26 protein-coding genes and 1 pseudogene are annotated in these 26,550 nt (G+C 70.5%); 14 read left to right on the forward strand and 13 right to left on the reverse strand.

Annotated features, from left to right (window positions below; translation table 11 throughout):
- Positions 1 to 20: 20 nt before the first annotated feature.
- The gene (locus tag C2865_RS15345) at positions 21 to 515 is read left to right on the forward strand and encodes an NUDIX domain-containing protein (RefSeq protein ID WP_106399128.1); all 495 of its coding nucleotides are present in this window, start codon (positions 21 to 23) and stop codon (positions 513 to 515) included.
- Here C2865_RS15345 and C2865_RS15350 read toward each other — a convergent pair.
- On the reverse strand, positions 472 to 921 hold the full coding sequence (locus C2865_RS15350) for a metallophosphoesterase family protein (protein ID WP_198653339.1): 450 nt from the start codon (positions 919 to 921) through the stop codon (positions 472 to 474). The two genes, C2865_RS15345 and C2865_RS15350, sit on opposite strands and share 44 nt — an antisense overlap.
- Positions 922 to 1,182: 261 nt before the next feature.
- Between C2865_RS15350 and C2865_RS15355 the strand changes: the two genes are divergently transcribed.
- Entirely contained in the window at positions 1,183 to 1,887 is a 705-nt protein-coding gene (locus tag C2865_RS15355) for a siderophore-interacting protein (protein ID WP_106399129.1), read from the forward strand.
- Between the two features lie 29 nt (positions 1,888 to 1,916).
- Here C2865_RS15355 and C2865_RS15360 read toward each other — a convergent pair whose 3' ends face one another.
- Both C2865_RS15360 and C2865_RS15365 read right to left on the reverse strand, forming a co-directional pair.
- Positions 1,917 to 3,029, reverse strand: coding sequence for a winged helix DNA-binding domain-containing protein (locus tag C2865_RS15360; RefSeq protein WP_106399130.1), 1,113 nt, complete (start codon positions 3,027 to 3,029; stop codon positions 1,917 to 1,919).
- Between the two features lie 62 nt (positions 3,030 to 3,091).
- Positions 3,092 to 4,207: an epoxide hydrolase family protein gene (locus C2865_RS15365; RefSeq protein ID WP_106399131.1), complete on the reverse strand. Its 1,116-nt coding sequence runs from the start codon at positions 4,205 to 4,207 to the stop codon at positions 3,092 to 3,094.
- A gap of 62 nt (positions 4,208 to 4,269) precedes the next feature.
- On the opposite strand from C2865_RS15365, the gene C2865_RS15375 reads away from it, so the two are divergent.
- Entirely contained in the window at positions 4,270 to 5,241 is a 972-nt protein-coding gene (locus C2865_RS15375) for a helix-turn-helix transcriptional regulator (RefSeq protein ID WP_198653340.1), read from the forward strand.
- Between the two features lie 58 nt (positions 5,242 to 5,299).
- A complete protein-coding gene (locus C2865_RS15380) occupies positions 5,300 to 5,836 on the forward strand; it encodes a hypothetical protein (RefSeq protein ID WP_106399132.1) in 537 nt (178 codons plus the stop codon).
- 110 nt (positions 5,837 to 5,946) lie between these two features.
- Here C2865_RS15380 and C2865_RS15385 read toward each other — a convergent pair whose 3' ends face one another.
- From C2865_RS15385 to C2865_RS15410, 6 genes are all read right to left on the reverse strand, one after another.
- Entirely contained in the window at positions 5,947 to 7,578 is a 1,632-nt protein-coding gene (locus C2865_RS15385) for a solute symporter family protein (RefSeq protein WP_106399133.1), read from the reverse strand.
- The gene (locus tag C2865_RS15390) at positions 7,575 to 7,895 is read right to left on the reverse strand and encodes a DUF485 domain-containing protein (protein WP_232835609.1); all 321 of its coding nucleotides are present in this window, start codon (positions 7,893 to 7,895) and stop codon (positions 7,575 to 7,577) included. The genes C2865_RS15385 and C2865_RS15390 overlap by 4 nt, the downstream gene beginning before the upstream one ends.
- A gap of 195 nt (positions 7,896 to 8,090) precedes the next feature.
- The gene (locus tag C2865_RS15395; RefSeq protein WP_106399134.1) at positions 8,091 to 9,560 is read right to left on the reverse strand and encodes a sodium/solute symporter; all 1,470 of its coding nucleotides are present in this window, start codon (positions 9,558 to 9,560) and stop codon (positions 8,091 to 8,093) included.
- Complete coding sequence (locus C2865_RS15400; RefSeq protein ID WP_198653341.1) at positions 9,557 to 9,931, reverse strand: hypothetical protein; 375 nt, start codon at positions 9,929 to 9,931, stop codon at positions 9,557 to 9,559. The genes C2865_RS15395 and C2865_RS15400 overlap by 4 nt, the downstream gene beginning before the upstream one ends.
- 61 nt (positions 9,932 to 9,992) lie before the next feature.
- Positions 9,993 to 10,712, reverse strand: coding sequence for a LytR/AlgR family response regulator transcription factor (locus C2865_RS15405; protein ID WP_106399136.1), 720 nt, complete (start codon positions 10,710 to 10,712; stop codon positions 9,993 to 9,995).
- A gap of 31 nt (positions 10,713 to 10,743) precedes the next feature.
- The gene (locus C2865_RS15410; RefSeq protein WP_106399137.1) at positions 10,744 to 11,877 is read right to left on the reverse strand and encodes a sensor histidine kinase; all 1,134 of its coding nucleotides are present in this window, start codon (positions 11,875 to 11,877) and stop codon (positions 10,744 to 10,746) included.
- Positions 11,878 to 11,931: 54 nt separating this feature from the next.
- On the opposite strand from C2865_RS15410, the gene C2865_RS15415 reads away from it, so the two are divergent.
- From C2865_RS15415 to C2865_RS40720, 10 genes and pseudogenes are all read left to right on the forward strand, one after another.
- Complete coding sequence (locus C2865_RS15415; protein WP_106399138.1) at positions 11,932 to 12,840, forward strand: formylglycine-generating enzyme family protein; 909 nt, start codon at positions 11,932 to 11,934, stop codon at positions 12,838 to 12,840.
- 119 nt (positions 12,841 to 12,959) lie between these two features.
- Positions 12,960 to 13,877 carry an ABC transporter ATP-binding protein gene (locus tag C2865_RS15420; RefSeq protein WP_106399139.1) on the forward strand — a complete coding sequence of 306 codons (918 nt, stop codon included), beginning with the start codon at positions 12,960 to 12,962 and terminating at the stop codon, positions 13,875 to 13,877.
- Positions 13,878 to 13,888: 11 nt separating this feature from the next.
- On the forward strand, positions 13,889 to 14,593 hold the full coding sequence (locus tag C2865_RS15425; RefSeq protein ID WP_106399140.1) for an ABC transporter permease: 705 nt from the start codon (positions 13,889 to 13,891) through the stop codon (positions 14,591 to 14,593).
- A gap of 4 nt (positions 14,594 to 14,597) precedes the next feature.
- The gene (locus C2865_RS15430; RefSeq protein WP_106399141.1) at positions 14,598 to 15,824 is read left to right on the forward strand and encodes a sensor histidine kinase; all 1,227 of its coding nucleotides are present in this window, start codon (positions 14,598 to 14,600) and stop codon (positions 15,822 to 15,824) included.
- Entirely contained in the window at positions 15,817 to 16,452 is a 636-nt protein-coding gene (locus C2865_RS15435) for a response regulator (protein WP_106399142.1), read from the forward strand. Before C2865_RS15430 ends, C2865_RS15435 begins: the two co-directional genes overlap by 8 nt.
- Positions 16,453 to 16,621: 169 nt before the next feature.
- Positions 16,622 to 18,067: an AAA family ATPase gene (locus tag C2865_RS15440; protein WP_232835610.1), complete on the forward strand. Its 1,446-nt coding sequence runs from the start codon at positions 16,622 to 16,624 to the stop codon at positions 18,065 to 18,067.
- A 207-nt stretch (positions 18,068 to 18,274) separates the two neighbouring features.
- On the forward strand, positions 18,275 to 18,985 hold the full coding sequence (locus C2865_RS15445; RefSeq protein ID WP_269802720.1) for an MBL fold metallo-hydrolase: 711 nt from the start codon (positions 18,275 to 18,277) through the stop codon (positions 18,983 to 18,985).
- Positions 18,985 to 19,581, forward strand: a complete 597-nt coding sequence (locus C2865_RS15450; protein ID WP_232835612.1) for a TetR/AcrR family transcriptional regulator — start codon at positions 18,985 to 18,987, stop codon at positions 19,579 to 19,581. The genes C2865_RS15445 and C2865_RS15450 overlap by 1 nt, the downstream gene beginning before the upstream one ends.
- A gap of 120 nt (positions 19,582 to 19,701) precedes the next feature.
- Positions 19,702 to 20,445 carry an expansin EXLX1 family cellulose-binding protein gene (locus tag C2865_RS15455; RefSeq protein ID WP_106399144.1) on the forward strand — a complete coding sequence of 248 codons (744 nt, stop codon included), beginning with the start codon at positions 19,702 to 19,704 and terminating at the stop codon, positions 20,443 to 20,445.
- Between the two features lie 26 nt (positions 20,446 to 20,471).
- Positions 20,472 to 20,810 (forward strand): annotated as a pseudogene (locus C2865_RS40720) (transposase); the annotation flags it as partial.
- A 144-nt stretch (positions 20,811 to 20,954) separates the two neighbouring features.
- Here the strand turns inward: C2865_RS40720 and C2865_RS40725 are convergent.
- The 4 genes from C2865_RS40725 to C2865_RS15480 form a co-directional block, all read right to left on the reverse strand.
- A complete protein-coding gene (locus C2865_RS40725) occupies positions 20,955 to 21,146 on the reverse strand; it encodes a hypothetical protein (RefSeq protein ID WP_106399145.1) in 192 nt (63 codons plus the stop codon).
- A gap of 320 nt (positions 21,147 to 21,466) precedes the next feature.
- Positions 21,467 to 22,042 (reverse strand): hypothetical protein, encoded by a 576-nt coding sequence (locus C2865_RS15470; RefSeq protein WP_157963734.1) that lies wholly within the window; start codon positions 22,040 to 22,042, stop codon positions 21,467 to 21,469.
- Between the two features lie 64 nt (positions 22,043 to 22,106).
- The gene (locus tag C2865_RS15475) at positions 22,107 to 24,431 is read right to left on the reverse strand and encodes an RHS repeat domain-containing protein (protein ID WP_106399147.1); all 2,325 of its coding nucleotides are present in this window, start codon (positions 24,429 to 24,431) and stop codon (positions 22,107 to 22,109) included.
- 520 nt (positions 24,432 to 24,951) lie between these two features.
- Positions 24,952 to 26,475, reverse strand: a complete 1,524-nt coding sequence (locus C2865_RS15480; protein ID WP_106399148.1) for an FAD-dependent monooxygenase — start codon at positions 26,473 to 26,475, stop codon at positions 24,952 to 24,954.
- Positions 26,476 to 26,550 lie beyond the last annotated feature (75 nt).

Consider the following 26,550-nt stretch of genomic DNA (forward strand, 5'->3'; position numbering starts at 1 on the left):
CCGGTGGTTAGCATGCGCGAATGTCCACATTGCGGTTGCGGCACTCGGTCCGGGCGATCCTCCTCGACGAGGACGAACGCGTCCTGTTGTGCCGCTTCGCGATCACGGACCCGGTCGAGACGTTCGTGTGGACGACGCCCGGCGGCGGCGTCGAGCCCGGCGAGACGCCCCTCGCCGCGCTCCGGCGGGAACTGCGGGAAGAGGTCGGGCTGGCCCTCGAGACGGACCCGCCGCACGTGTGGCACCAGCGGATCGTCTCGGCCGAGCACACGGCGGGCTACGACGGCGTGATCAACGACTGCTTCTTCGTTCCCACCCCGTCGTTCCAGCCCCGCGGCACGATGTCCGCCGACCAGCTCGCCGCCGAGGGCATCAGCGACTTCCGCTGGTGGCCGCTGCGGGACATCGCCGCCTATCGGGGCCCCGAGCTGTTCTCGCCCCGCGACTTCGCCGCACGGCTGACGACGCTGCTCACCGACGGCCTCCCCGCCGAGCCGATCCCTCTCGGTCTGTGATCCACGTTCCCGGGTCTGCGATCCCCCGCGTCCGCGCCGCGTGACACGTACAGCCGTGCCCGTGGCGTTCCAGGCCTGCGACCGTGGGGTTCGCCAGGCCCGCGACGAAGTTCACCGGCCATGGCCGACCGCCGTGGGTGTGGCCGGGCAGCTGGAGGTCCACCCCGTGGCGCGCGGCTTCGTCGATGAACACCGGCTGGTGGGCCGGCAGTACCGAGGCCCGCGCCGGGTCCCGGTCGACCAGGTCTCCGACCACCGCGATCAGGTCCGGCCGCGTCGTGTTCACCGTCGCCGCGACCCGTTCGGCGAACCCGCGTTTCAGGGTCGGGCCCAGGTGGACGTCGCCGACGACCGCGCTGCGGAAGCCGTGTGCCGATCGCGGCGGCTTCCCCAGTGGCACTGTCACGCCCTTCGCCTTCGGTCCGCGCAGCACTCCGTACGTCCCGTATCCGGCGGTGCCGACTGCCGCCGAGGCCGCCGTCGCGGCCCTTCCGGTCGGGATGGGCGCGGCTTCCCGGCTGGTTCGGCGAATGCCTTCCGCATCGGTCGTCTCCTGATCGCCGTCTTCTGGGACCACCGATCTCTCGCCCTGTGATCCACGTCACCTTGGCGAGTGATATGTCGAGTAATAATCTGAACATAGCTTCCGATATATCGATAGGGGACCATGGTGAGACGCGGTGACTGGATGCTGGAGCGGCTGCTGGAGCGGGGAACCGCCACCGCGGTCGAGAGCGTCGGCGGCCGGTGGCGGCGCGTTCGGCTGGAAGGGGTCGGCGGGCTCGACTGGAAGCCGGGCCGTCATGTACGGGTGCAGGTCGGGGAGCTGTCGTTGCGGGGTGCCCGGGATCTGCTGCGCACCTATTCGGTGTGGGACTACGACGGCGACGCGCTGGAACTGCGGGTGTTCGGGCACGGCGAAGGCCCCGGGGCGCGGTGGGCCGGTGAGCTGGAAAAGGGCGCCGAGGTGATGTTCAAGGCGCCTGAAGGCGGGTTCACCGTGCGGGAGGGCGCGGCAGGCCACCTGTTCGTCGGCGAGGAGACCGCGTCGGTGGCGTTCGGCGCGATGACGCGGTCGCTCGACGGGCGGGCACGGGCCGTCGTCGAGGTGGGCGACCCCGCCGACCGCCTCCCGATCGAGGGCGACGTGGCGTGGCTCGAACGCGGCGCGGCTTCCGCCTTCGACTCGAAACGGCTGGTGGAGGCCGTCGCCTCGCTGGAGGGGCTCGCACCGGGAACCGTCGCCTACCTCGCCGGTGAGGCGAAGACCTGCCAAGCCGTCAAACGCCACCTGCTGCACGACCGCGGCTGGCCGCGCCGCGACATCGTGGTCAAACCCTTCTGGACCCCGGGCCGCCGCGGAATGGACTGACCCGCCGACGTCCCCGGCCGCAGGCGTCGTCATTCAAGGTCGCCCGGGGTGGTGAAGCGGATCTCGTGGGCGGCCCCGGGGGCGAGGAAGGCCAGCAGGGCCGTGCCCTCGGTGGTCAGGGCCTCGCGGTCGGACGGCGGGAGCGGGGCGAAGGGGCGCACGGTCAGTACGGCGGCCTCCCGGGTCTCGGTGAACGTCCAGGTCGCGGCGGTGAAACCGTCGAGGAGCACCAGGCGGGGGACCGGGCCGTGCGGGGGGAAGTTCTGCTGCCGGAGGCCGTCGGTGACCACGCGGGAGCGGTCGTGGTGGGACACCAGCAGGTTGTCGAAGTCGTACAGGTAGCGGGCGGGGGCGGGGGTCTCCGGGTCGGGGCGGGGGGCGTCGGGAAGGTCGAACAGCTCCGCTCCGTTCTCGTCGCGGAACGTCACCAGGCGGGGGCGGAGCCTGTCGAGGACTTCTGCCAGGCGGGTGAGGCCGCACCAGCGCTGCACGTCGCGTACGGTCGCCGGGCCGAACGCGGCGAGATGGCGCAGGACCATCTCGTCGAGCGTGCCGTCGGTGCACGGCGGCGCGCCGACCCACGATTCGAGCGGTGCGTGGGCGGTCCGGCCGCCGGTGCCCCAGACACCGCGCGGCGGGGTCTGGACGACCGGCAGCAGGTTGCGCACCGCGTAGGCGAGGCTCGCCGGGGCGCGGTCGGGCCACCGTTCGGCCAGCAGCCGGCCGAGCTCGGCCGGGGTGCGGGGCCGCTCGTCGAGCAGCCTCCGTCCCTCGGCCACCACCTCGCCGGTGTCCAGCCCGCGCATCGCCCGGCCGTGCGTGTGGTTGGCGAACAGGTCGCGGTCCAGTACCGGCTGCACGAGCGGGCGCAGCGCCAGCGCGTCGGCCGCCCCGACGAGGTGGATCGTCGAGCGCATGAGGGCGATCCGCACCGCCTTGCGCCCGGTGAGCAGCGCCGAGACGTCCTCGGGCCGGAACCCGGCGAGCCGGGACCACAGTCCCACGTACCAGGTGTGGGGGGTCTGCGCCTGCAGGCCCACGAGGTGCTCCAGAGCCTGCAGCGGGGTGAGGTCGGCGCGGCGCAGGAGCAGTTGCCGGTCGAGGGTGGCGCGGTTGAGGGCGCGGCGGGTCAGTGTCTGCATGAGTGCGCTCCGGGAGGCCGGGGTGCGGACGGCGAGCGCCGCCCGCACCCGGTCGGGCAGGGTCAGCCGAGCAGGCGGAAGAAGCCGCGGATGTCATCGACCAGCAGGTCGGGCGCGTCGTGCGCGGCGAAGTGGCTGCCCCGGTCGTAGACGTTCCAGGACACGATGTTCTTGTGGTCGCGGTCGGCGAACGGGCGGATCGACTGGAAGTCCCAGGCGAAGTTCGCCAGCCCGAGCGGCACCGTGGTGGGTCCGGTCGGTTTGTCCGCGGCATGGGCGTCCTCGTAGTACAGACGGGCGGCCGAGGCGGCGGTGTTGGTCAGCCAGTAGATCATCGTGTTGGTCAGCACATAGTCGGGGTCGAGGTTCGGGCCGAGCAGCTGCGCGTTCCAGCCGAGCAGCCCCACCGGCGAATCGGCCAGCGCATGCGCCAGGGTCTGCGGCGAGGTGGACTGCAGCTTGTCGTACACGCCGCCGTTCTCCATCCACCACTGGAGGAACTCGACCTTCTTCCGGTCCTCCTCGGACATGCCGATCAGTTCGGCCGGGTCGCCGGACGGGAAGGAGAAGACCTGGGTGACGTGCACGCCGAGCACGTGCTCAGGGTCGAAGCGGCCCACTTCGGGCGAGATGAGCGAGCCGCCGTCGTTGCCGTGCGCGCCGTACCGCCCGTATCCGAGGCGGCGCATCAGCTCGACCCACGCCCTGGCGATCCGGTACCGGTTCCAGCCCCGCTCCGTGGTGGGTCCGGAGAAGCCGAAACCCGGCACCGACGGGATCACGAGGTGGAAGGCGTCGGCCGGGTCGCCGCCGTGGGACCGCGGGTCGCTCAGCGGGCCGATCACGTCCAGGTACTCCACGACCGTGGTCGGCCAGCCGTGGGTGAGCAGCAGAGGGGTGGCGTCCGGCTCGGGCGAGCGGACGTGCAGGAAGTGCACGTTCTGCCCGTCGATGGTCGTGGTGAACTGCGGGTGCTCGTTGAGTTTCGCCTCCCACGCACGCCAGTCGTAGCCGTCCCGCCACCGCTGGACGAGGCTGCGCAGGTACTCCAGGGAGACGCCGTAGTCGTCGCCGGCGCCGGGCAGCTCGTCGGTCCAGCGGACGCGGGCCAGGCGACCGGCCAACTCGTCCAGGTCGGCCTGCGGGACGTCGATGCGGAAGGTGCTGATCTCGTTCATGTCGTCGACCCTGTCAGGCAATTAGGCTGGTTTCCCTCCTAATTAACCGGGAGACTTGAGGAATGCTGGAAACCTCTGCACGCCTCCTGCGGCTGCTCTCCCTCCTGCAGTCCCCCCGCGACTGGACCGGTGCCGAACTCGCCGAACGCCTCGGGGTCAGCGGGCGGACCGTGCGCGCCGACGTGGAGCGCCTGCGCGCCCTCGGCTACCCGGTGCAGGCCACCCGCGGCGCCATCGGCGGCTACCGCCTCGGCGCGGGCGCCGCCCTGCCGCCGCTGCTGCTCGACGACGAGGAGGCGGTCGCCGTCACGGTCGGCCTCCGGACCGCGACGGGCGGCGCCATCGCGGGGATCGAGGAGGCGTCCCTGCGGGCGCTGGCGAAGCTGGAGCAGGTGCTGCCGTCCCGGCTGCGGCGCCGGGTCAACGCCCTGCAGGCCTACACGGTGCCGGTCCCCCGCGACGGCACCGGCCCCAGCGTGGACCCCTCGGTCCTGACCGACCTGGCCGCGGTCTGCCGCGACCGCGAACGGCTCCGGTTCGACTACCGGGACCACGCGGGAGCGACCGCCCTGCGCGCCGTCGAGCCGTACCGGCTGGTCAACTGGGGGCGCCGCTGGTACCTGCTGGCGTGGGACGTCGACCGTGCCGACTGGCGCACCTTCCGCGTCGACCGCATGCGGCTCCGGACCCCGACCGGGCCGCGCTTCACCCCGCGCGACCTGCCCGACGAGGACGTCGCCGCGTACCTGTCGAGCCGGGTGTCCGCCGCCGCCTGGCGCTACCGGGCACAGGTCACCGTGCACGCGCCCGCCGACGCCGTCGCCGAGCGGATCGGCCCGGCGGCCGGGACCGTCGAGCGCGTCGACGAACGCACCTGCGTCCTGCACACGGGCGCGGACACGGTCGAGGCCCTCGGCGTGCACCTGGGCCTGCTCGACGCGGACTTCACCGTCACCGGGCCGCCCGAACTCCTGGAACACCTGCGCCGCCTCGCCGGCCGGTACACGCGGGCGACCGCGCGGGCGGCGGAGTGAGACCTCGCAATTCGCCCCAGACCCGAAAGGGGACTTGAATACCTGGATGAGAAGAAGAGTGCTGATCTTTGTGGCGGTGGGACTGGCCGCCGTCCTCGTCGCCGCCTTCCTCCTCCTTCGCGACGACCCGTCCGAGGAGAACACGTCGCTGGTCCGCGCGTGCGACGTGCTGACCGAGCAGACCGCCGGATCCCTGCTCGGCGAGGTCTCGCGCGGCACCGACGCCGGCGACGGGTCCAACACCCGGTGCCAGTACCTGTCCGAGTCGACGGGCGGCTCGATCGACCTCGCGGCGCAGCTCTACCGGGCCTCGGCGGACGGGAGCGCCGTCCAGCAGGCCCAGCAGGACATGCTCCAGCTGCACGAGGGGCGCAGCACCTCCTACCCGGGGCTCGGCGACGAGGCCTACCTCCTGTCCGTCGAGGGCCCGAAGGACCCCTCCGGCCGGCCGAGCGCGGGGGCGACGACCCTGTCGGCCCGGGCGAAGGACCTGCGGGTCACGGTCTTCCTCAACGGCGGGACCGACCCCGAGCAGTCGCGGACGGCCGCCGAGAAGCTGATCCGCGACTACCTGGCCCGAAGCGGCCGGGGCTGAGCGCACGACGGCGAAGAGCGCGGCCCCGGCCAGGGCGCGAGTGGAAGAGGCCGGGGCCGCGCTTCCCCCGATTCTCCGGCGGGGCCGGAGGGGTCAGCGGGTGGCGGAGGTCAGTGGGGCGTCGCCTTCTCCGCGCCGATGCCCGTCAGGGAGCGGACCTCCATCTCGGTGTACTTGTCGGCGCGGTACTCCTTGCTGAGGACCGTGCCCAGGTAGCCGAAGAGGAAGCCGAGGGGGATCGACACGAGGCCGGGGTTCTCCAGCGGGAACCAGTGGAAGTCCACGCCCTCGGGGAAGAGGGACAGGCTCTTGCCGTCGGGGCCGACCTTGCCGGAGACCACCGGGGAGAAGACCACCAGCAGGACCGCGGAGCCGAGGCCGCCGTAGATCGCGGAGACGGCGCCCGCGGTGTTGAACTTCTTCCAGAACAGGCTGTAGAGGATCGCCGGGAGGTTGCCCGAGGCCGCGACGGCGAAGGCCAGCGCTACCAGGAAGGCGACGTTGAGCTTCTGCGCGAAGATGCCGAGGACGATCGAGACGGCGCCGATGACGAACGCCGAGATCTTGGCGACGCGCACCTCCTCCTTCTCGGTGGCCTGGCCCTTGCGGATGACGTGGGCGTACAGGTCGTGCGCGACCGACGAGGAGGACGCCAGGGTCAGCCCGGCCACGACCGCCAGGATCGTGGCGAAGGCGACCGCGGCGATGAACGCCAGCAGGATCGTGCCGCCGACGTCGCCGAAGATCAGTTCGCCGATCTTCTCGGCCAGCAGCGGCGCCGCGGTGTTGCCCGCGGCGTTGGACTCGGCGATCTCCTTGGAGCCGACCAGCGCGGCGGCGCCGAAGCCCAGCACCAGGGTGAGCAGGTAGAAGACGCCGATGATCCCGATGCCCCACAGCACCGACTTGCGGGCGTCGCGGGCGGTCGGCACGGTGTAGAAGCGGATGAGAATGTGCGGCAGGCCCGCGGTGCCCAGCACCAGCGCCAGGCCGAGGCTGATCAGGTCGAGCTTGCCGGCCAGGCCCTGGGCCTCGGTGCCGTACTTCAGGCCGGGCTCCAGGAAGGCGTCGCCCTTGCCGCTCTGCTGGGCCGCCTCGCTGAGCAGGCTGGAGAGGTTGAAGCCGTACTTGCCCAGCACCAGCAGGGTGATCAGCGCGGCGCCGCCCATGAGCAGGACGGCCTTGACGATCTGCACCCAGGTGGTGCCCTTCATGCCGCCCACGACCACGTAGACGATCATGAGGATGCCGACGCCGACGATGGTCAGCGCCTTGGCCGCCTCGCCGGTCAGGCCGAACAGCAGCGCCACCAGCGCGCCCGCGCCGACCATCTGGGCCAGCAGGTAGAAGATCGACACCGTGATGGTGGAGATCCCGGCCGCGGTGCGCACCGGCTGCGGGCTCATCCGGAAGGCCAGCACGTCGGCCATGGTGAACTTGCCGGAGTTGCGCATCAGCTCGGCGACCAGCAGCAGCGCCACCAGCCAGGCGACCAGGAAGCCGATCGAGTACAGGAATCCGTCGTAGCCGCTGAGCGCGATGATCCCGGCGATGCCCAGGAACGAGGCGGCCGACATGTAGTCGCCGCCGATCGCCAGGCCGTTCTGGGCGGCGGAGAAGGAGCGCCCTCCGGCGTAGAAGTCGGTGGCGTCCTTGGTCTGCCGGGAGGCGCGGACCGTCAGGATCAGGGTCAGCCCGACGAAGAGCAGGAACAGGGAGATCGCCAGTGTCTCGTGGCTCATCGGCCCGCCTCCTCGCGCAGCCGTTCGGCCAGCGGGTCGAGTTTGGAGCCGGCGTACCGGGCGTACCAGTAGGCGAGGCCGAACGTCGAGACGAACTGCAGCAGCCCGAAGATCAGCGCGACGTTGATCGAGCCGACCACCTGCTGCCCCATGAAGCCGCGCGCCCACCCCGAGAGCACGACGTACAGCAGGTACCAGACGAGAAAGGCGACGGTGACGGGGAAGACGAAGGAGCGGAACCGGCGCCGCAGTTCGGCGAACTCAGGCCGCGCCCTGACCTCCTCATAGACGGTGATCTCCTCTGGAGAGGTACTCACCAGGGCCTCCTTACGGTGACGGGGGTCACAACAGATGGCGTGCGCCCACAACGTAAAGCCCCGACCACGCCCAGAGGAGACATGTATCGTCGAGGTGCCGCCGAGTTGCGTTCATCCCCCACCGCGTGCGACGAACGGTCGATCTGGCGCGTTGAACGGCACCGGCCGCTGTACTTGCGAACACCCGGTGGTTCCTCACACCCGGCGGGGCCGCCAGTCCCCCCGGTCCAGCCGCAGCCCCTCGGGCGTGTGCAGCCGCACCATCGTGCGCGCCACCCCGGCCGGACGGGCGGTGCGCCGGGAGACACCGACCATGACGAGGAAGGTCAGCGGCACCGTCCAGGCGCCCGGCTGGGCCAGCAGCGCCGCCGCCCAGCCCTCCCCCTGCCCGGCGGCGACCGTCCACACCACCGCCGCGCCGGTCAGCGCCCCGCCGGTGAGCAGGCCCGCCAGCGCCCCGGCCGCGGTCAGCCCCCGCCACCAGATGCCCAGCACCAGCAGCGGGCAGAAGGTGGAGGCCGACAACGCGAACGCCATCCCGACCATGGTCGCCACCGGCAGCGACGCGGGCAGCAGCAGCGCCAGCACCAGCGGCACGCCCAGTGCCGGGACGGTCGCCGCGCGGAACGAGCGCACCCCGCCGCGCAGCAGGTCCTGGCCGATCACCCCGGCCACCGAAACGGTCAGGCCCGAGGAGGTCGACAGGAACGCCGCGAACGCCCCGGCCGTCAGCAGTGCCGTCAGCGCCTCCCCGAGGAGGCCGCCGAGCAGCCGCCGCGGCAGCTCCAGCACCACCCCGTCGGTGTCGGCGAGGTCGGCGGCGTACAGCTTGCCGAGCGCCCCGTAGACGGCCGGGAGCAGGTAGAACATGCCGAGCAGTACGAGCACGAAGGCGGTGGTGCGGCGGGCGGCCCGCCCGTCGGGGTTGGTGTAGAAGCGCACCAGGACGTGCGGCAGCCCCATGGTTCCCAGGAACGTGGCGAGGATCAGCGAGTACGTCGAGTAGAGCTGCTGGTCGCCGGTCACCGGCAGCAGCCACGCCTGGTCGTCGATCCCCGGGGCGCCGTCGCGCCGCCAGGCCGCCAGCAGGAACACCAGCGGGACGGCCAGCGCGGTCAGCTTCAGCCAGTACTGGAACGCCTGGACGAGGGTGATGCTGCGCATTCCGCCGCCGAGCACCCCGATGACGACGACCGCGGCCACCAGCGGGCCGCCCGCCCAGGGCGGCGCGCCGGTCATCCCGGCCAGCACCCGTCCGGCCGTCTGGAGCTGCGGCAGCAGGTAGAGCCAGCCGATGAGCACCACCAGCAGGCTCGCCGTCCGCCGCACGGCCATCGACTCCAGCCGCGCCTCGGCGAAGTCCGGCAGCGTGTAGGCGCCGGACCTGCGCAGCGGCGCCGAGACCAGGACGAGCAGCACCAGGTAGCCGCCGGTCCAGCCGACCGGCAGCCACAACAGGTCCGCCCCGCCCGCCAGCACCAGCCCGGCGACGCCCAGGAACGAGGCCGCCGACAGGTACTCGCCGCCGATCGCCGAGGCGTTGGCCAGCGGCGAGACCGTCCGGGACGCCACGTAGAAGTCCGACGTCGTCCGCGACAGGCGCAGCCCGTAGAACCCCGCGAGAAGCGTCGCCACCGCGACCAGCGTCACGGCCGCCAGGTTCACCGGCGCTCCACCAGGTCCTCGAAGTCCTTCTCGTTGCGCTCGGCCTGGCGCACGTACCACCAGCCGAGCCCGGCGAACACCGGGTAGACCGCCCCCGCCAGCAGCAGCCACGGCAGCGGAAGCCCCAGCAGCCGCGCCTCCCGCAGCGGCGGGACCAGCAGCAGCAACAACGGCAGCCCACCCACGAGCAGCGCGAGCAGCGTGCACACGAACAGCGACAACCGCAGCTGCGACCGCACCAGCGCGCTCATGTAGACCTCCCCCAGGCGCGTCTGCTCGTCGATCTCCCGCGTCCCCGGGCTGGGCCTGCGCCGCGCGGCCCCCGTCCGCGGGCTCGTCACCGTCACCCGCCGTTCGCTCACCGCGTCCACCCGCCCAGCATGCAGGCACGCGCCCCGGGACACGCCGTATCCCGAACCTCCCGCCGGGCGGTCACGGGCGGTCCCGCCGGAGGAGGAGGTCACGCAGCTCGCGGGTGTGGCGGCGGCTGACGGGGAGTTCGGCGCCGGCGACGACGACGGTGCAGCGGCCGCTGTCGAGGCGGAGTTCGGTGATGTGCCGGACGGCGACGAGGTGGCTGCGGTGGATGCGCACCAGGCCCGCCTGGCGCCAGCGGTCCTCCAGGGCGGCGAGGGGGATGCGGACGAGGTGGCTGCCGGAGGCGGTGTGCAGGCGGGCGTAGTCGCCCTGCGCCTCGATGTAGTGGACCTCGCCCGGCTGGACGAAGCGGGTGACTCCGGACAGCTCGACGGCCAGCGGCTCGGGGTCGGGCGGCGGGGCGGTGTCGTCGGTGATGCGCCGGACGGTCTCGGCGAGGCGTTCGGGGCGGACGGGTTTGAGGAGGTAGTCGGCGGCCTGGACCTCGAAGGCGTGGACGGCGTGCTCCTCGTGCGCGGTCACGTAGACCAGGCGGGGCGGGGCGGCGAACTGGGCCAGGAGCCGGCCGAGCACGATGCCGTCCAGGCCCGGCATCCGCACGTCGAGGAAGACCGCGGCGAAGGGCCGGTCCGCGGCCAGGGCGCGGTCCAGCGCGCGCAGCGCCGCCGCGCCGTCGCGGACGCCGCTGACCTCGCTGATCCGGGGATCGGAGCGCAGCAGGTACACCAGGTCGTCCAGGGCGGGGGCCTCGTCGTCGACTGCCAGCACACGCATCCCCAAAGCGTGATGACCCTCACATTGGTTGTCAACCGGCCGAAACCCCCGGATGGTACTTGGGCACCCGGAGGCCGACCTTCGTCCCCGCGCCGACCGCGGTCTCGACCACCAGCCCGTAGTCGTCCCCGTAGACCTGGCGCAGCCGGGAGTCCACGTTGGCCAGGCCGATCCCCACCTCGCCCGACCGCTCCCCCGCCAGGACCCGGCGCATCTCCTCCGGGTCCATGCCGACGCCGTCGTCCTCCACGCTGATCCGGCACTCGGCACCGGCGTCCTCGGCCAGCAGGATGATCCTCCCCGGCCCGGGACGCCCCTCCAGGCCGTGCCGGACGGCGTTCTCCACCAGCGGCTGCAGGCACAGGAACGGGACGGCCACCGGCAGCACCTCCGGCGCGATCCGCAACGTCACCCGCAGCCGGTCCTCGCCGAACCGGGCGCGCGCCAGCAGGAGGAAGCGGTCGATGTTGTGCAGCTCCTCGGCCAGGGTCGTGAAGTCGCCGTGCCGCCGGAAGGAGTAGCGGGTGAAGTCGGCGAACTCCAGCAGCAGCTCCCGCGCCCGCTCCGGGTCCGTCCGGACGAACGAGGCGATCGTGGTGAGCGCGTTGTAGACGAAGTGCGGCGAGATCTGCGCGCGCAGCGCCCGCACCTCGGCCTCGGCCAGCAGGGTGCGGGAGCGGTCGAGCTCGGCCAGCTCCAGCTGGGTGCCGATCCAGCGGGCCACCTCCTCGGTCGCCCGCACCAGCCCGGCCGAGGCCTGCTCCCCGTAGGCGACCAGCGACCCCACCACCCCGCCGTCGGTGGTCAGCGGCACCACCACGGCGGCGCGGCCGTCGGCCAGCTCCACCACCCGGGGGCGGCCCGAGACCAGGGTCTCGGCGGCGAGGTCCAGCGCGTCCTCCGGCCCGGTGAGCACCTCGTCCCGGTCGGTGATCGCCAGCCCGTCCGCGCCCAGCAGCTCCCGCAGGTGCCGCCCGGCCTTCTCCGCGCCCTGCCGGGTCAGCCCGCCGCGCAGCGCGGGCGCGGCCAGGGAGGCCTTGTGCAGGGTCTCGAACGCGGCGCGCTCCACCGGCCCGCCGAGATCGCGCCGCCGCAGCCGCACCAGCAGGAGCACCGCCCCCGCCACCAGAAGCACCGCCAGCACGGCGGGCAAGACGAAGTCCACCTGGCAAAAGTTAGCCCCGGACGGGCATCTCCGGACGGGAGATAGCCTGAGATCATGGCTTCCGAGTCCTCCGTCCCCCCGTGCTGCGCCGCCTCCCGCCCGGCCTCCGAGCCCCGGCCCGTCGCGCTGAGCGCCCCTCCGGCCCGCGGCGACCGGCCGTTGAAGGGCATGATCCTGCTGGAGGGCGGGGTCTTCCGGATGGGCAACGAGGACGAGCTGGCCAACCCGTTCGACGGCGAGGGGCCCGTCCGCGAGGTGAAGGTCGCGCCCTTCCGGATCGATCCCACCACGGTCACCAACGCCCAGTTCGCCCGCTTCGTCAAGGAGACGGGCTACGTCACCGAGGCCGAGCGGTTCGGCTGGTCCTACGTCTTCCACCTGCGGCTGCCGCCGGAGGTCGCCGCGAACACCCCCGCCCCCGACGGCACCCCGTGGTGGCGCGCGGTCGAAGGCGCCTGCTGGCGGGCCCCCGAGGGCCCCGGCTCGGACGTCCGGCGCAGCCAGAAGCACCCCGTCGTCCACGTCTCCTGGAACGACGCCGCGGCCTACGCCGCCTGGGCCGGCAAGCGGCTGCCCACCGAGACCGAGTGGGAGTTCGCCGCCCGGGGCGGTCTCGACCAGGCCGTCTACCCCTGGGGCGACGAGCTGTTCCCCCGCGGCCAGCGCCGCTGCAACATCTGGCAGGGCCAGGGCGTCTTCCCCGACCACCACGACGGCGTCCCCGGCCCCGTCGCCGCCGACTCCTACCGCCCCAACGCCTACGGCCTGTACAACACCGTCGGCAACGTCTGGGAGTGGTGCGACGGCTGGTTCGACGAGGCCCGCGACCGCCGCTCCATGCGCGGCGGCTCCTTCCTGTGCGACGACTCCTACTGCAACCGCTACCGCGTCGCCGCCCGCACCGCCAACACCCCGGACTCCAGCAGCGGCAACACCGGCTTCCGCTGCGCCGCCGACGCCTGACCTCCCCGTTCGCGCCAGCGCCATCCACCGATCGGTTGATGCACGGGTCAGCCGGTTCCAGCGCGGATCATGGCCGGCGGGTCGATGTCCGGAACGGGCTGGGAAAACATGATTGAGGCATGGCAGTCATCGAGGTCGCGAACCTCAGCAAGCGGTACGGGGACCGGACGGTCCTGGACGGCGTCTCGTTCACCGTCGAGGAGGGCGAGATCTTCGGCATCCTCGGCCCCAACGGGACGGGCAAGACCACCACGGTCGAGTGCATGGAGGGGCTGCGCAAGCCCGACGGAGGCTCGATCCGGGTGCTCGGCCTCGACCCCGCCAAGGACGGGCGCGTGCTGCACGAGCGCATCGGGGTGCAGCTCCAGCACACGCAGCTTCCGGAGAACATCAAGGTCTGGGAGGCGCTCGACCTGTACGCCTCCTTCTACGCCGCGCCGAGGGACTGGCGGGCGCTGCTGGACGACTGGGGCCTGACGGACCTGCGCAACGCCCGTTTCGGCAAGCTGTCGGGCGGCCAGAAGCAGCGGCTGTTCATCGCCCTCGCGCTGGTGGGCGGCCCGGAGGTCGCGTTCCTCGACGAGCTCACCACCGGACTCGACCCGCAGGCCCGCCGCGCCACCTGGGAGCTGGTCAAGCGGGTGCGGGAGTCCGGCGTCACCGTGGTCCTCGTCAGCCACTTCATGGACGAGGTGGAGGAGCTGTGCGACCGCGTGGCCGTCCTCGACCGGGGCGGCGTCGTCGCGCTCGACACCCCCGCCGGGCTGATCGACGGGATCGACGCCGAGCACCAGATGCGGTTCACGCTGATGGACGGCGCCGCCTGCGACCCCGCCGCCCTGCTCGGCGGCCTGCCCGGAGTGGCGGGCGTCATCCGCGACGGCAGGCGGGTGACCGTCACCGGTCGGGGCGACTTCGCCACCGCCGTCACCTCGGCCCTGGCCCGCGAGCTCGTCCCCGTCGCCGACCTGCGCATCGACAAGCGCACGCTCGACGACGCCTTCGTCGCACTGACCGGCCGCTCCCTCCACCTCTGAGGAGACCCCCCATGACCGCACTCGCCAAGCTCACCAACGTCGAGTTCAAGCTCCTGGTACGCGAGCCCGGCTCGATGTTCGCCTTCCTCATCCCGCTCTTCATCCTGATCGTCTTCGGCGGCTCGATCGAGCCGGGCGACACGCTGCTCCTGCCGATGACGCTGGCGATCGCGGTGGGGCTGGTGGGCCTGTACCTGCTGCCCACCACGCTGGCCTCCTACCGGGAGCGCGGCATCCTGCGCAGGCTGTCCCTCACCCCGGTGCGGCCGGGGAGCCTGCTGGCCGTGCAGCTCATCCTGCAGCTCGTCCTCGCGCTGGCGGCCGCCGGGCTGCTGCTCGCCGTCGCGGGCACCGTCCTGGACGCGCACCTGCCGACCGGGGTGGCCGCGCTCGCCGCGGCCTTCCTGCTGGGCACGGCCGCGATGTTCTCCATCGGCCTGCTCATCGCGGCCCTGGCGCCGAACGGGCGCGCGGCCAACGGGATCGGCGTGCTGCTGTACTTCCCGATGGCCTTTCTCGCGGGACTCATCCAGCCCGTGGGGCAGATGCCCGATATTGTGGCCGAGATCGGGAAATACACCCCGCTGGGGGCTTTCCGACAGGCCCTGCAGGACGTCTGGGCCGGGACGTCTCCGGCGCCCCTGCTCCTGGGCGTCATGGCGGCCTACGCGGTGGTCGTCAGCCTCGCCGCGGCCAGGTTCTTCCGGTGGGAGTGACACGATGACGACGGCGGCGGGCGCGCGCCTGGACCGGTGGGAGAACCTCCTGGCGCGCCTCATGGCCGCCGTCCCGTTCCTCCTGCTGGCGATCTCCCTGGTGCTGGCCCTGCTCACCGACGAGCGGCCGGGGGCCTACCACCTCGGCACGTCGGGCCTCGCCGTCCTCGCCGCGGCCTGGACCGCGGTGACCGCCCCCCGGAACGCGGCGGTCCACGTCACCGGCCTGGTGATCCTGATCGCCGTGCTCTGCACCCGCTCCATGTGGTTCGCGGGCTTCTTCGCCTTCGCCGGCTACATCTCCTCCTGGCAGACGCTGAACGGGAAGTGGCGGTACGCCGGGATCACCGCGACGGCGGCGATCAGCATCACCGCCTACACCGGCGGGCTCCCCGACCCCACCCCGTCCGCGATCCTCACCCACCTGTTCTTCATCGCCGCGATCGTCGCCGTCGTCAGCCTGTTCAGCTTCTCCGGCGACGTCACCGCCGAGCGCAGCGCCGAACGCAAGCGGATGGTCGCGCGGCTGGAGGAGACGATGCGGGAGAACGCCGGACTGCAGGCGCAGCTCCTCGTCCAGGCCAGGGAGGCGGGCGTGCTCGACGAGCGCCAGCGCATGGCCGCCGAGATCCACGACACCCTCGCCCAGGGCCTGACCGGCATCATCACCCAGCTCCAGGCGGCCGCCCGCGCCGAGACGGACCCGGCGGCCCGGCGGCGGCACCTCGACACCGCGACCCGGCTGGCCCGCGAGAGCCTCGCCGAGGCCCGCAGGTCCGTCCACGCCGTCGTCCCCGGCGAGCTCGAGACGGCCTCGCTGCCCGAGGCGCTCGCCGAACTCACCGACGGCTGGTCGGAGCAGAACTCCGTGCGCGCCGAGTTCACCGCGACGGGCCCGGAGCGCCCCCTGCACCCGGAGATCGAGGCCACCCTCCTGCGCATCGCCCAGGAGGCCCTCACCAACATCGCCAAGCACGCCGGAGCCTCCCGCGTGGGCATCACCCTGTCCTACATCGACGACGTGGTGAGCCTGGACGTGCGCGACGACGGCACGGGCTTCGACCCGTCGCGCTCCCCTGACGGCGGCGGCTTCGGCCTGACATCGATGCGCAGCCGGGTGGCCCGCCTCGCTGGCACGTTCGAGCTCGAATCCGAACCCGGCTCCGGCACCGCGGTCTCCGCCATCGTCCCCGCCGTCCCCGCCCGCCCCGAGGAAACCCCCCGTGCCTGACGCCCCCATCCGGCTGCTCATCGCCGACGACCACCCCATCTTCCGCGACGGCCTCCGCGGCATGTTCGCCGACGACCCTGCCTTCGAGGTCCTCGCCGAGGCCGAGAACGGCGCCCGCGCCGTGGAACTCGCCCGCACCCTCCAGCCCGACGTGATCCTCATGGACCTGCGCATGCCCGTCATGAACGGCGTCGCCGCCATCAAGGAACTCACCCGCCTCGGCATCCCCTCCCGCGTCCTCGTCCTCACCACCTACGACACCGACCGCGACGTCCTCCCCGCCATCGAGGCCGGAGCCACCGGCTACCTCCTCAAGGACGCCCAACGCGACGAACTCGCCCGCGCCATCACCGCCGCCGCCCGAGGCGAGACAGCCCTCTCCCCCTCCGTCGCCACCCGCCTCCTCGGCCGCGTCCGCACCCCCGACACCCCCCTGAGCGCCCGCGAACTGGAGATCCTCCACCTCATCTCCCAGGGCAACAACAACCGCGAAACCGCCGCCCGCCTGTTCATCAGCGAGGCGACCGTGAAGACCCACATCCTCCACCTCTACGCCAAACTCGGCGTCAACGACCGCGCCGCCGCAGTCGCCGCCGCCTTCCAACGCGGCCTCCTCCCCCTGGAGTGACCCTCCCTGCGTTCATTCACCTTCACTCGCAGCCGATGCCGTTAAGGTCGATCCGAACAGCTCAGAGGGGCTTCGACAGGAACGGACTCGGTTGAGGCAGAGGGAGCTACCGCCCGAACCGGCACAAGTAAGAGGTCGGGACCGGGAGTGGAAGCTGCTGCGGGAATTCGTGCAGGACCCGCCACCGCAGTTGCGGCTGGCGATCGTCTCGGGACGCCGCCGCCACGGAAAGTCGTTCCTGCTGGAGACGCTCACCGAAGCGGCGGGAGGCCTGTACCTCACCGCGATCCGGGAGGAAGGCCGCGTCCCGACGTTGCGGCGTTTCAACGAAGCGATCGCCCGCCACGTCGGTGTGCCCGCGCATGCGCTGCGCCTGGAGGGCTGGGAGGAGGTGCTGACCACCGCCCTGAACGTGGTCGACCGCGCCGCCGGCGCACCGCTCGTGATCATCGACGAGCTCCCCCACCTCCTCCGGCACTCCCCGGAGATACCCGGGCTGCTGCAACTGCTCTACGACCGTTCGCAGTCCGGGAAGGCCCCCGGCGGGCGGATCGTTCTGTGCGGCTCCGCGATGAGCGTGATGAACGAACTGCTGTCAGGCACCAGACCGCTACGTGGCCGAGCCGTCCTGGACCTGCGGCTGCCCGCGTTCGACCACCGCACCGCCCGCGACCACTGGCAGATCGCCGACCCTGAGACGGCTCTGCTCGTCGACGCCTGCCTGGGCGGCGCTCCCGGGTACCGGCCGCTCGCCCCCGGTGCGGCCCCACAGACCACGGAGGAATTCGACGACTGGGTCCAACGCACGCTCCTGGACCCCGGTCGCGCCCTGTACTCACGCGTCGAGGCGGAGTTCCTGCTGCGCGAGGACCCGCGCATCACCCACCGCACCCTCTACTACGACCTGCTCGCCGCCGTGGCCCAAGGCACCTCCACCCCGACTCGGATCGGCGCCCTGCTGGAACGCCAACGCTCAGCCGTGGCCGCCCCGCTGGAAGTCCTGGAATCCACCGGTTACCTGCGCAAGGAGCAGGACCTCCTCAAAACCCGCAACCCCGTGATCACCGTCGCCGACCCGGTGATCCGCTTCAACCAGCTGATCACCCTCCCTCTCGTGGACATGATCGAACACGACCGCGCCCGGCAGGCCTGGCAGGAATCCCGCCCCACCTTCCACTCCAAGATCCTCGGCTCCCACTTCGAAGAACTGGCCCGCCGCTGGACCCGCGCCTTCGCCCCCGACGAGACCACCCTCCGCACCGGCGTGGTCGGCTCCACCGACGTCCCCGACCCGGCCGCCAAGACCAAACACGAGGTCGACGTCCTGGCCCTGGCCCCCGGTGAACGCCCCCGAACGGCCCACGCCCGTATCGCCCTCATCGGCGAGGCCAAGGCCACGATCCAGCCCCGAGGCCCCCACGACGTCGCCCGCCTCGAACACATCCGGGGCCTACTGGCAGCCCAAGGCCATCACACCGCCGACGCCACCCTGGCCCTGTATTCCCTCCACGGCTTCCACCCCGGCCTCCAACGCGCCGCAGCTCACCGCACCGACCTGCTCCTGATCGACCTGGCGGCCCTCTACGGATGCGGCCCGGTCCTCGGCGGCCGATAGCGCGTCGGCCGGATCGCCGCGCCGTCGGCCCCCGGCGTGAATCTGAGCCGGAGGCTGCTCGACTAGAAGGTTAGTAGACCAGTCTCTATATTCTTTGCCATGAAGGTTCATCACCTGAACTGCGGAACGCTGCGGCGGCCCGTGGGCTGACGCCTGGTCACCGGACGCGGCAGTCCTTTCGCGCTCGCGCGGCAGGTCTGCCACTGCCTGCTCATCGAGACCGGTGACGGACTCGTGCTGGTGGACACCGGCTACGGGCTGGGGGACGTCGACCGGCCCGAGCGCCTGCCCCGGTTCGCGCGCTGGACGATCCGGCCTCGGCTGGACGCCGCCGAGACCGCGGTCCGGCAGATCACCCGGCTCGGCCACGCGGCCGAGGACGTGCGGCACATCGTCCTCACCCACCTGGACTACGACCATGCGGGCGGCCTCGCGGAGTTCCCGCACGCGAAGGTCCACGTCTACGCCGCCGAACTCGACGCCGCACTGCGCCCGGCCACGTCCAAGGAACGCCTCCGCTACCTTCCCGACCAGTGGGCGCACGGCCCCGACTGGGTGGAGCACACCACCCGCGGGGAGACCTGGAACGGCTTCTCGGCGGTTCGCGACCTGCCCGGGCTGCCGCCTGAAGTCCTGCTGGGCCCGCTGGCCGGGCACACCCGCGGCCACGCGGGCGTCGCCGTGAACACCGGCGAGCGGTGGCTCCTGCACGCGGGCGACGCCTACTTCAGCCCCCTCCAGATGGCCGAACGCCCGTCGTGCCCGCCCGCCACCAGGGCCTTCCAGACGATGTTCCAAGCCGACCGCGCCGCCCGGGTGCACAATCTGAACCGGCTGAACGAGCTCGCCCGGTCCGGTGCCGTCGAGGTCTTCAGCGCCCACGACAGCACCGAGTTCGACCGCGCCCGCACGGAGTGATGAACGATGGCACCTCACGGCGAGACCCGAAAGCGCATCCTGGCCGCGGCCGCCGCGCTGTTCCGGAGGCAGGACTACCACGCCACCGGCCTCAATCAGATCCTCGCCGAGGCCAAGGCCCCAAGGGCTCCCTGTACTTCCACTTCCCCGGCGGCAAGGAGCAGCTCGCCGTCGAAGCCACCGCCCAGGCCGCCGACGAGTGGGGGCACGCCATCGACGCCGTCCTGGCCGAGGCCGGCGACACGCGCTCGATCACATCGGACATCGCCGACCTCCTCGGCGCGGTCCTGCTGGAGTCGGACTTCCGCGACAGCTGCCCGCTGGCCACCCTCGCCCTGGAGGTCGCCGCCGACAGCGACCAGATCCGCACGGTCTGCGCCGGCGGCTACCAGCGCTGGATCGACCTGATCACCGTGAGCCTGCGCGACCGGGGCGTCCCCGAGGACCAGACCGAGGAACTCGCCACGTTCGTCCTCGCCTCGGTCGAAGGAGCGCTCCTCCTCGCCAAGGTCCGCCGCGACACCGCGCCCCTCCAGCAGGTCGCCGCCCAGCTCGCCGCCCTCATCGCCGCCCGGATCCCCTCCGAGGCCCCCTGACCGCGCCCCGGCGTCCTGGACGGCTTGGGATCTGCTGTTGTGGCCAAAGATGCGGCAGACGCTCCTGAGTTGCGGCACTCTATAGGGCGGCTGTTCGAACCTCTGGATGGAGGCCGGCACATGACCCTTCGGTGGCGTGGACGCGTGATGGGTGCCTGCCTGGTCGCGATCGCGGCGGCGCTGCTCGTCTGGGCGGCGGCGGTGGTGATGCCGGACGGCACCCAGGTGCGACCCGCCGCCGCGAAAGCGGCAGCCGCGGGAAAGATCAAGCCTGGTGTCACCTACCGGGGCGTGGCCACGTTCTACGACGCCGGCGACGGCGACGGCGCGTGCATGTTCGGCCCCGCGAGCAACCTGATGATCGCGGCCATGAACACCACCGACTACGAGAAGGCCCGAGCCTGCGGCGCCTACGTCCGGGTCCGCGCCAACGGACGGGCCATCACCGTCAAGGTCACCAACGAGTGCCCCACCTGCGGCCGCGGCCAACTCGACCTCAGCCGGCCCGCTTTCGCCAAGCTCGCCGCCCCTGTCAAGGGCCGCATCCCCATCACCTGGCGCCTGCTCAGCCCGAAGGCCTCCCGCAAGATCGCCGTCCGCTACAAGACCGGCTCGACCCGCTGGTGGTGCGGCATCCAGGCCATCGACCACCGCAACCCCGTCGCACGCCTGGAAGCCCGCACCGCCAAGGGCTGGAAGAAGCTGCCCCGCACGGAATACAACTACTTCCTGTCCGCCAAGGGCGCCGGCTGCGGCAAGGCCGTCCGCATCACCGACATCTACGGCCAGCGCCTGACCATCAAGGGCGCCAAAATCCGCCCGGACGCCGTCCAGCGCTCCCGCGTCCAGTTCGCCAAGCACTGACGCGGAGATCCCGGCCCCGCACCAGCGGCGAGCGCAGCCAGGAGCGGGTGGGTTCCCGCAACGGCTACCGGGTCCGAGAATAGGACACGTGGGCGGGGACGGTGGAGCCGACGATCCCGAAACCGCGGTCGGGTTCCTACTTTCCCGAGTGGCTGCTGGACCGCCGCCGACGGGCTGAGCAGGCCCTAGTCTCGGTGGTCGCGACCGCCTACCTGCTCAGGGTGAGCACGCGACGGGACGACAAGCCGGTCGAGCAGCCGGGCATCAAGAGCATCTCCAAGTCTCAGATCAGCGAGCCGGCCAATTCCCTGAACGGCCAGGTGGAAGCCTTCCGCAACCGGCCCCTGGACTCAGGTCCTTACACGAACGCGCGAGCTCCTTACCGGGGTGCCGGTCGGGTGTCTCACCGAGCATGTACGCGATCTCCGGGCGCAGGCCGGGCGGATGGCCTGGGCCGACCACTGACCGACGGCCGGGGAAATGACACCCTCCTGTCCATCATCCGAATTTCAAGCGGTGACCGCGATCGCCGTGAGTCTGATGTCGTTCTTCGGGGACTGGTCGGTCCAGCGCCCGCCGGCGTAGTGCAGCACCTTGTCCTCGGTGACCGCCCAGAGACCGTGTGCGGCGTGAGCGTCGATGTCGAGCAGCTTCTCGTCGGCCGCGACCTCGCTCCATTCACCCTCCGACCAATGGCGCACGACGGCCTTGATGTTCTTCCTCGGCCCGGTCGGCGCATCCGACAGTGTCCAGACGTCGTCCGGAGAAGCGGCGGATTATGGCAGCCTTCCAGAGAGCATGCTGGAAACCGTTCTGTACGGTTCCGTCATCGCTGCGCATCAGCCGGGGGATGTACAGCCTGGACTCCGCATCCGGCACACCCAAGGCCACACTCGCCGACCACACCGACAAGGCCGTCTCCTCTGGGTTCAGCATAGTACCAGTCACCCGATAGCGATCCCTTTGCCCATCTCCATCATCCGCAAGCCCGTTTCTCGACACCATCGGTTTCCAGCAGGCGTCATTTAGGGCCAGAGTAGAGGAACCCGCCTACTCCCGAATAATTAGTGTAGAGCGACCACTGATCGTCAAGCCAAAACCCCCGGAACTCCCCGCCGGACTCGTACCACCGGAAAGTCCAGATATTCGGATCCCCGTAGGCGAGAACATAAAGATCCATAAAACCCTCTCCACGCTCGATGCACCGCACCTCGAAGAAACCCGCCTTCACCACCGGCGCGTTCGGCACCTTGTCGAGGTCGACGGCCATGCAGTCCGGCGAAACGGCGACCACTGAATCAGCTGCCCTCTCCAGCTCCCCCCTGGAGAGAATAAACCTCAATTCGAACAAAACCCCCGTTCGGGCCACCGCGAAAACAGACAGCACCGCCAGCAAGCAGGCCGACGACCGGACTACGAATCTCCTATCCAAGCTCCGACCCACCCACTTTCGCAGTACGAAGAAAAGCCAACCTAGAAAGATCAGTATCAAGGTAATGACCACCGGCAACTCTATCCAGCCAGGAAACCCGGCAATGGTACCGGCACCCAGCAAGACCACCAAGAGGCAGCACGACAGGAGAACGATGGATCTCACTTCCACCTCCAAAGCCCAGAGGTGGTGCCGCAGCACCACCTCTGGGTCGACAACCGGCTATAAGCTACACGTACTTACACTTGACTCCGCAGTTCATACCCCTAGGGAGGCACTCGAGCTTCGTCTTCGGCTTGAGCTTCATCATGCGATCGTAATAGCGTTCGATCTCGCCCGATGAAATGAACTTTTCGGTGCCATATTTCTTACGCATATAGTTACCCATTTTAACGCCTTGATTATTATTCATCCTGTCGATTTGGACCAGGGCCATTCCTCTGCAATCCCCGTACTGGACATCTTCCATGTCATTGGACTCTTTCAACTCACCGATCTTCGACGCAATCTTGCCGGAATACTGGACCGTCATCACCATCATCCAGAGTGCGTGCTGAACGGCGTTCCCGAAAGTTCCGTCACCGCTTTTCTTAAACTTCTTTTCCACGAATTTTTCAACGGCCTTGGCAAGGCGGACGGATTCTATGCAGTACCGGTGCAGTGAGTCAGACAGAGTGGTCAGGCAGTCGGCCGCATCAGCGGAGATGTCCCGCCTTGCCCTCAACGCTTTCTTGGGACGTGAAATCGATGCCTTCTTATAAGCCGTCTTGACGACAACGGCTGAGGCCTTGTCGACCTTCTTCGCGACCCCCGTGGAAATGATGTTCTTGCGCTTGGCCTTGGCTGCGGAGTCGGCAGGGAGGTCGAGAATGCGACGGCCGGCGGCGACGCGGACTCGGAGCTCTTGCTGGATCTTAGCTCTGGCCGCAGTCCGGCGGACGGCTTCGCGGGCGGCCGCGGCGGCGGCCGCGGCGCGCTGGCGACGCTCCTTCTCGGCTCGGGCTCGCGCCTCCTGGGCCGCCTTGGCCTTGCGCTTGGCATCTTCTGCCCGCTGCCTGCCCGCGCAGGCCGGGTTCCACTTGCTGCAGTGACCGTCCTCGTCGGTACCGATCATGGGGTTGCCAGCGACGTAGGAGAACGGGTTGGCGGCGGCCGACTCTGGGACGGGGTCGATCTCGACGGTGTCCTTGTTCTGGAACTGGCCGGTTTCGGGGTTATACCAGCGGGACCACATGTTGACCTGGTCCGTGGTGGGGTCGGTCCAGCCCGACTGGTAGCCCAGGTTGAGCGGGGCGCTGCCGGCGATGACGTTACCCAACGGGTCATAAGTGACCGAACCGGTCAAGGCCGTGCCGGTCCCGGTGAAGGAGGCGATCACGTCGTCGTGCTGGTCGGTGAAGGCCAGGACTCCGGCGCCCGCCGTTCCGTTCACCGCGTTGGAGCCGATCAGGGAGCCGTCAGGAGTACGGGTGTAGGCGGTGGTGCCGTCTGAGGCCAGGTTGTTCTCCACACCGATGTAGGTGAAGACCGCCCCGCTCGGGCCGGTCGCCTCGAGGGTGCGACCGAAGGCATCAAGGTGGTAGGTCTGCGTTCCGCCGTTCAGGGAGGATGCGGTGATCTGTTGGCCGAAGGCATCCGAAGTGAAGTTCGCCGTTCCAGAATCTCCGCTCTTGCTCTGGAGGGTACCTCTGACCGTGTAGGTGTATGAGTTGGTGCCGTCAGAGGTCAGCTGGTCCCGGGCGTCGTAGGTAAAGGTCTTCGAGCCCACCTTGGTGCGGTTGCCGGAGGCATCGTACTCATAGGCCGTGGTAGCGGTGTCGTTGTTCCACGACGTGAGCCTGTCGGACCAGTCATAGGTGTAGGTGTTATTCGAGGCGCCGGTGACTCCGGTGGTGTTCTTGGAGGTCAGGTTGCCGTTGGCGTCATACCCGTAGCTGACCGAGGCGAGGGTGCTGCCTCCGTTGATCTTCAGGGTGTCGCTGGTGAGGCGGTGCAGGCGGTCGTAGGCGAACGTACGTGTCTTGGACGTACCATATTCGATCGACGTGACCTGCGACTGGACGTCGTAGCCGTAGGTGAGGGTGGTGCCGCTGGCCGGGTCGCTCAGGGTCGAGAGACGGCCGGCGTTGTCATAGGTGTAGCCGACTGTGCCCGCAGCACTGGTGGCGGAGGTCATCCGCCCGCCCGTGTCGTAGACGAAGGATCCGTTCCCGGCTGAGCCCGTAGCGGTCAGCAACTGGCCCCGGTCGTTATAGGTGAAGTTCGTCTCTGTGGCCGGAACGGACGTCCCGATGTTGTCGGTGGACGCTCGCAGCATGCGGCTGTCACCGTCGTAAGCGAACGATCGTTCCGCGGTGTCGGCCTCCGAACCGTTTCCTGTCTGACCGATCACTCGGCCCAGGCCGTCGTAGCCGGTGGTCGTGGAAACTCCGCCAGGTAGGGTCTGCGTGACCGGACGCTTGGCCGCGTCGTATACAACAGTGGTGCGCCGGGCCGCAGTCGTGCTGAACGTGGTGGTGGCGGGTTCCAGCGCAGACTCCCGCAGGTTCCACACGTTGTATGAGGTTCCCCCCGTTGGGTGGAACCTCAGTCGTAGAAACCGGCTTTGGCGGATGCGAGGAGAGGTCAGTCAGTTTCGGTGGGGGCGAAGGTGGTGAAGTGGCAGTCGTCAATGTAGGCAAAGGTAGCGGGCCAGTTACCGTCGTCGCGTTGGACGAGGAAGCCCACGCGGTCGCCGGTGAAGAGGGCGGAAACAGCCGTCCCCCTCGGTCGCCACCCGCCTCCTCGGCCGTGTCCGCACCTCCGACACCCCCTGAGCACCCGCGAACTGGAAATCCTCCGCCTCTACGCCACACTCAGCGTCAACGACCGCCGTCGCACCCGCCTTCCAACGCGGCCTTCTTCCCCTGAAGTAACCTCCCTTCGACTTCACCGAGCGATCCCTCGAAGCCGATGCCGTTAAGGTCTGCCTGGACAGCTAAGGAACTCGGCTTCGCTCTGTTCAAGGGCCGATGGCGTGCTTGCAGTGCATCGCCACTGGCAGAACCGGCGGCGGGGCAGCGCGGTCGTCGGCCTCATCCTTTGAGGGCGTTTTGGGTCTGGGGGCTGAGACGGGTGAGGTAGGCGGTGGTCTCGGCTTCGTCGGGGGAGTCGGTGACGAGGCCGAGGTAGCCGTCGGGGCGGATGATGAAGAGGGCGTTCTCACCGGGGGTGACGCCGTAGGCCGCGTGGGCTGTTCCCTCCTCGTCCGCGAAGGCGGGTGAGCCGATCACGACGGAGGAGGCGGGGGCGACGGACTGCGCCACTCGGGCGGCGGCCGGGCCGAAGGCCAGGAGCATCGGGGTACCGGTGTGGATCAGCGGGAACAGGCGTTCACGGGAGGGCCCTGTGACGGCGTCGGGGGCGCGGTCCCCGGCGTACGGCTCGGTCGGTGCCGTGCGGCGCTCCACGCTGAGCGGGCCCGCCGGGTAGCCCAGGGTGAGCTGGCGCAGCCGCGGGTCGTCGCGGCGGTGGGCGTCGGGGGCCTTGTCGCGCAGCTTCTGGTGCAGGGCGCTGCTGATGCCCAGGACGTCGGCCGCGACGGGGAGCCGCTCCGCCTCGTAGGAGTCCAGGAGTTCTCCGTCGGCTCCCCGCAGCACGGCGGCGAGTTTCCAGCCCAGGTTGTAGGCGTCCTGGACGCCGGTGTTGAGGCCCTGCCCGCCCGCAGGGGAATGGACGTGTGCGGCGTCCCCGGCCAGGAACACGCGGCCGACGCGGAAACGTTCGGCCATCCGGATGTTCGGGCGGAACACCGAGGACCACACCAGTTCGGTGAGCTTGATCCGGCCGGGGCCCGCGGCGCGGTCCACGGCCTCCTGGAAGACCTCCAGCGTCGGCTCGGCCGCCGTGCCCGGCGGAGAGGGGAGCACGAGCTGGAAGGTGTCGGTGCCGGCGAGCGGGCACAGGGTCACCGGGAAGGGGTTCTCGCCGCCTCCGCCCTGCGGCCACATGTGCCAGAACGCCGGGTCGAGGCCCTCGGCGCGCACGTCCCCGAGCAGCGCCCGTTCCTCCTCGTGCGTCTCACCGACGAAGGCGACGTCCAGAGCACGGCGCACGGTGCTGCGTCCGCCGTCGGCGCCGACCAGGTACTTCGCCCGGACCTCCCGTTCGGTGCCGTCCACGCGCAGGACGGCCGTCACCCCGTCGCCGTCCTGGGTGAAGGAGACGAGTTCGGCGTTCGGTGTCACGGAACCGCCCAGCTCGGCGAGGCGCTCGCGCAGGATGAGGCCGGTCCGCCACTGCGGCAGCATCCAGCCGTTCGGGTACGGCACGTCGGCGGTGGCCTCCTTCGGCTCGTCCATGTGGCCGGTGAAGACGGTCTCGCCGTCGATCTCGGCGCGGATCGGCGGGTAGGCGCCGCCGAGCTCCAGCACCCGCTCCAGGACGCCGAGGTCCTCGAAGACCTCCAGCGTGCGGGGTTGGAGGCCCTTGCCGCGCGCCCCGGCGAACGGCTCGGCGTCGCGTTCGGCGACCAGGCAGACGACGCCCCTGCGGGCCAGTTCGCAGGCGAGGACCAGCCCCGTGGGCCCGGCCCCGGCGATCAGCACTTCGGTCTTCATGCACACCCCTTCAGTGAATCTCAATTCATTGAATCAGGATTCACCATAGACGGATGCTAGTTTTTCTGGCAAGCG

The organism is Actinocorallia populi (assembly GCF_002995495.1).
Classification (GTDB): Bacteria; Actinomycetota; Actinomycetes; order Streptosporangiales; family Streptosporangiaceae; genus Actinocorallia; species Actinocorallia populi.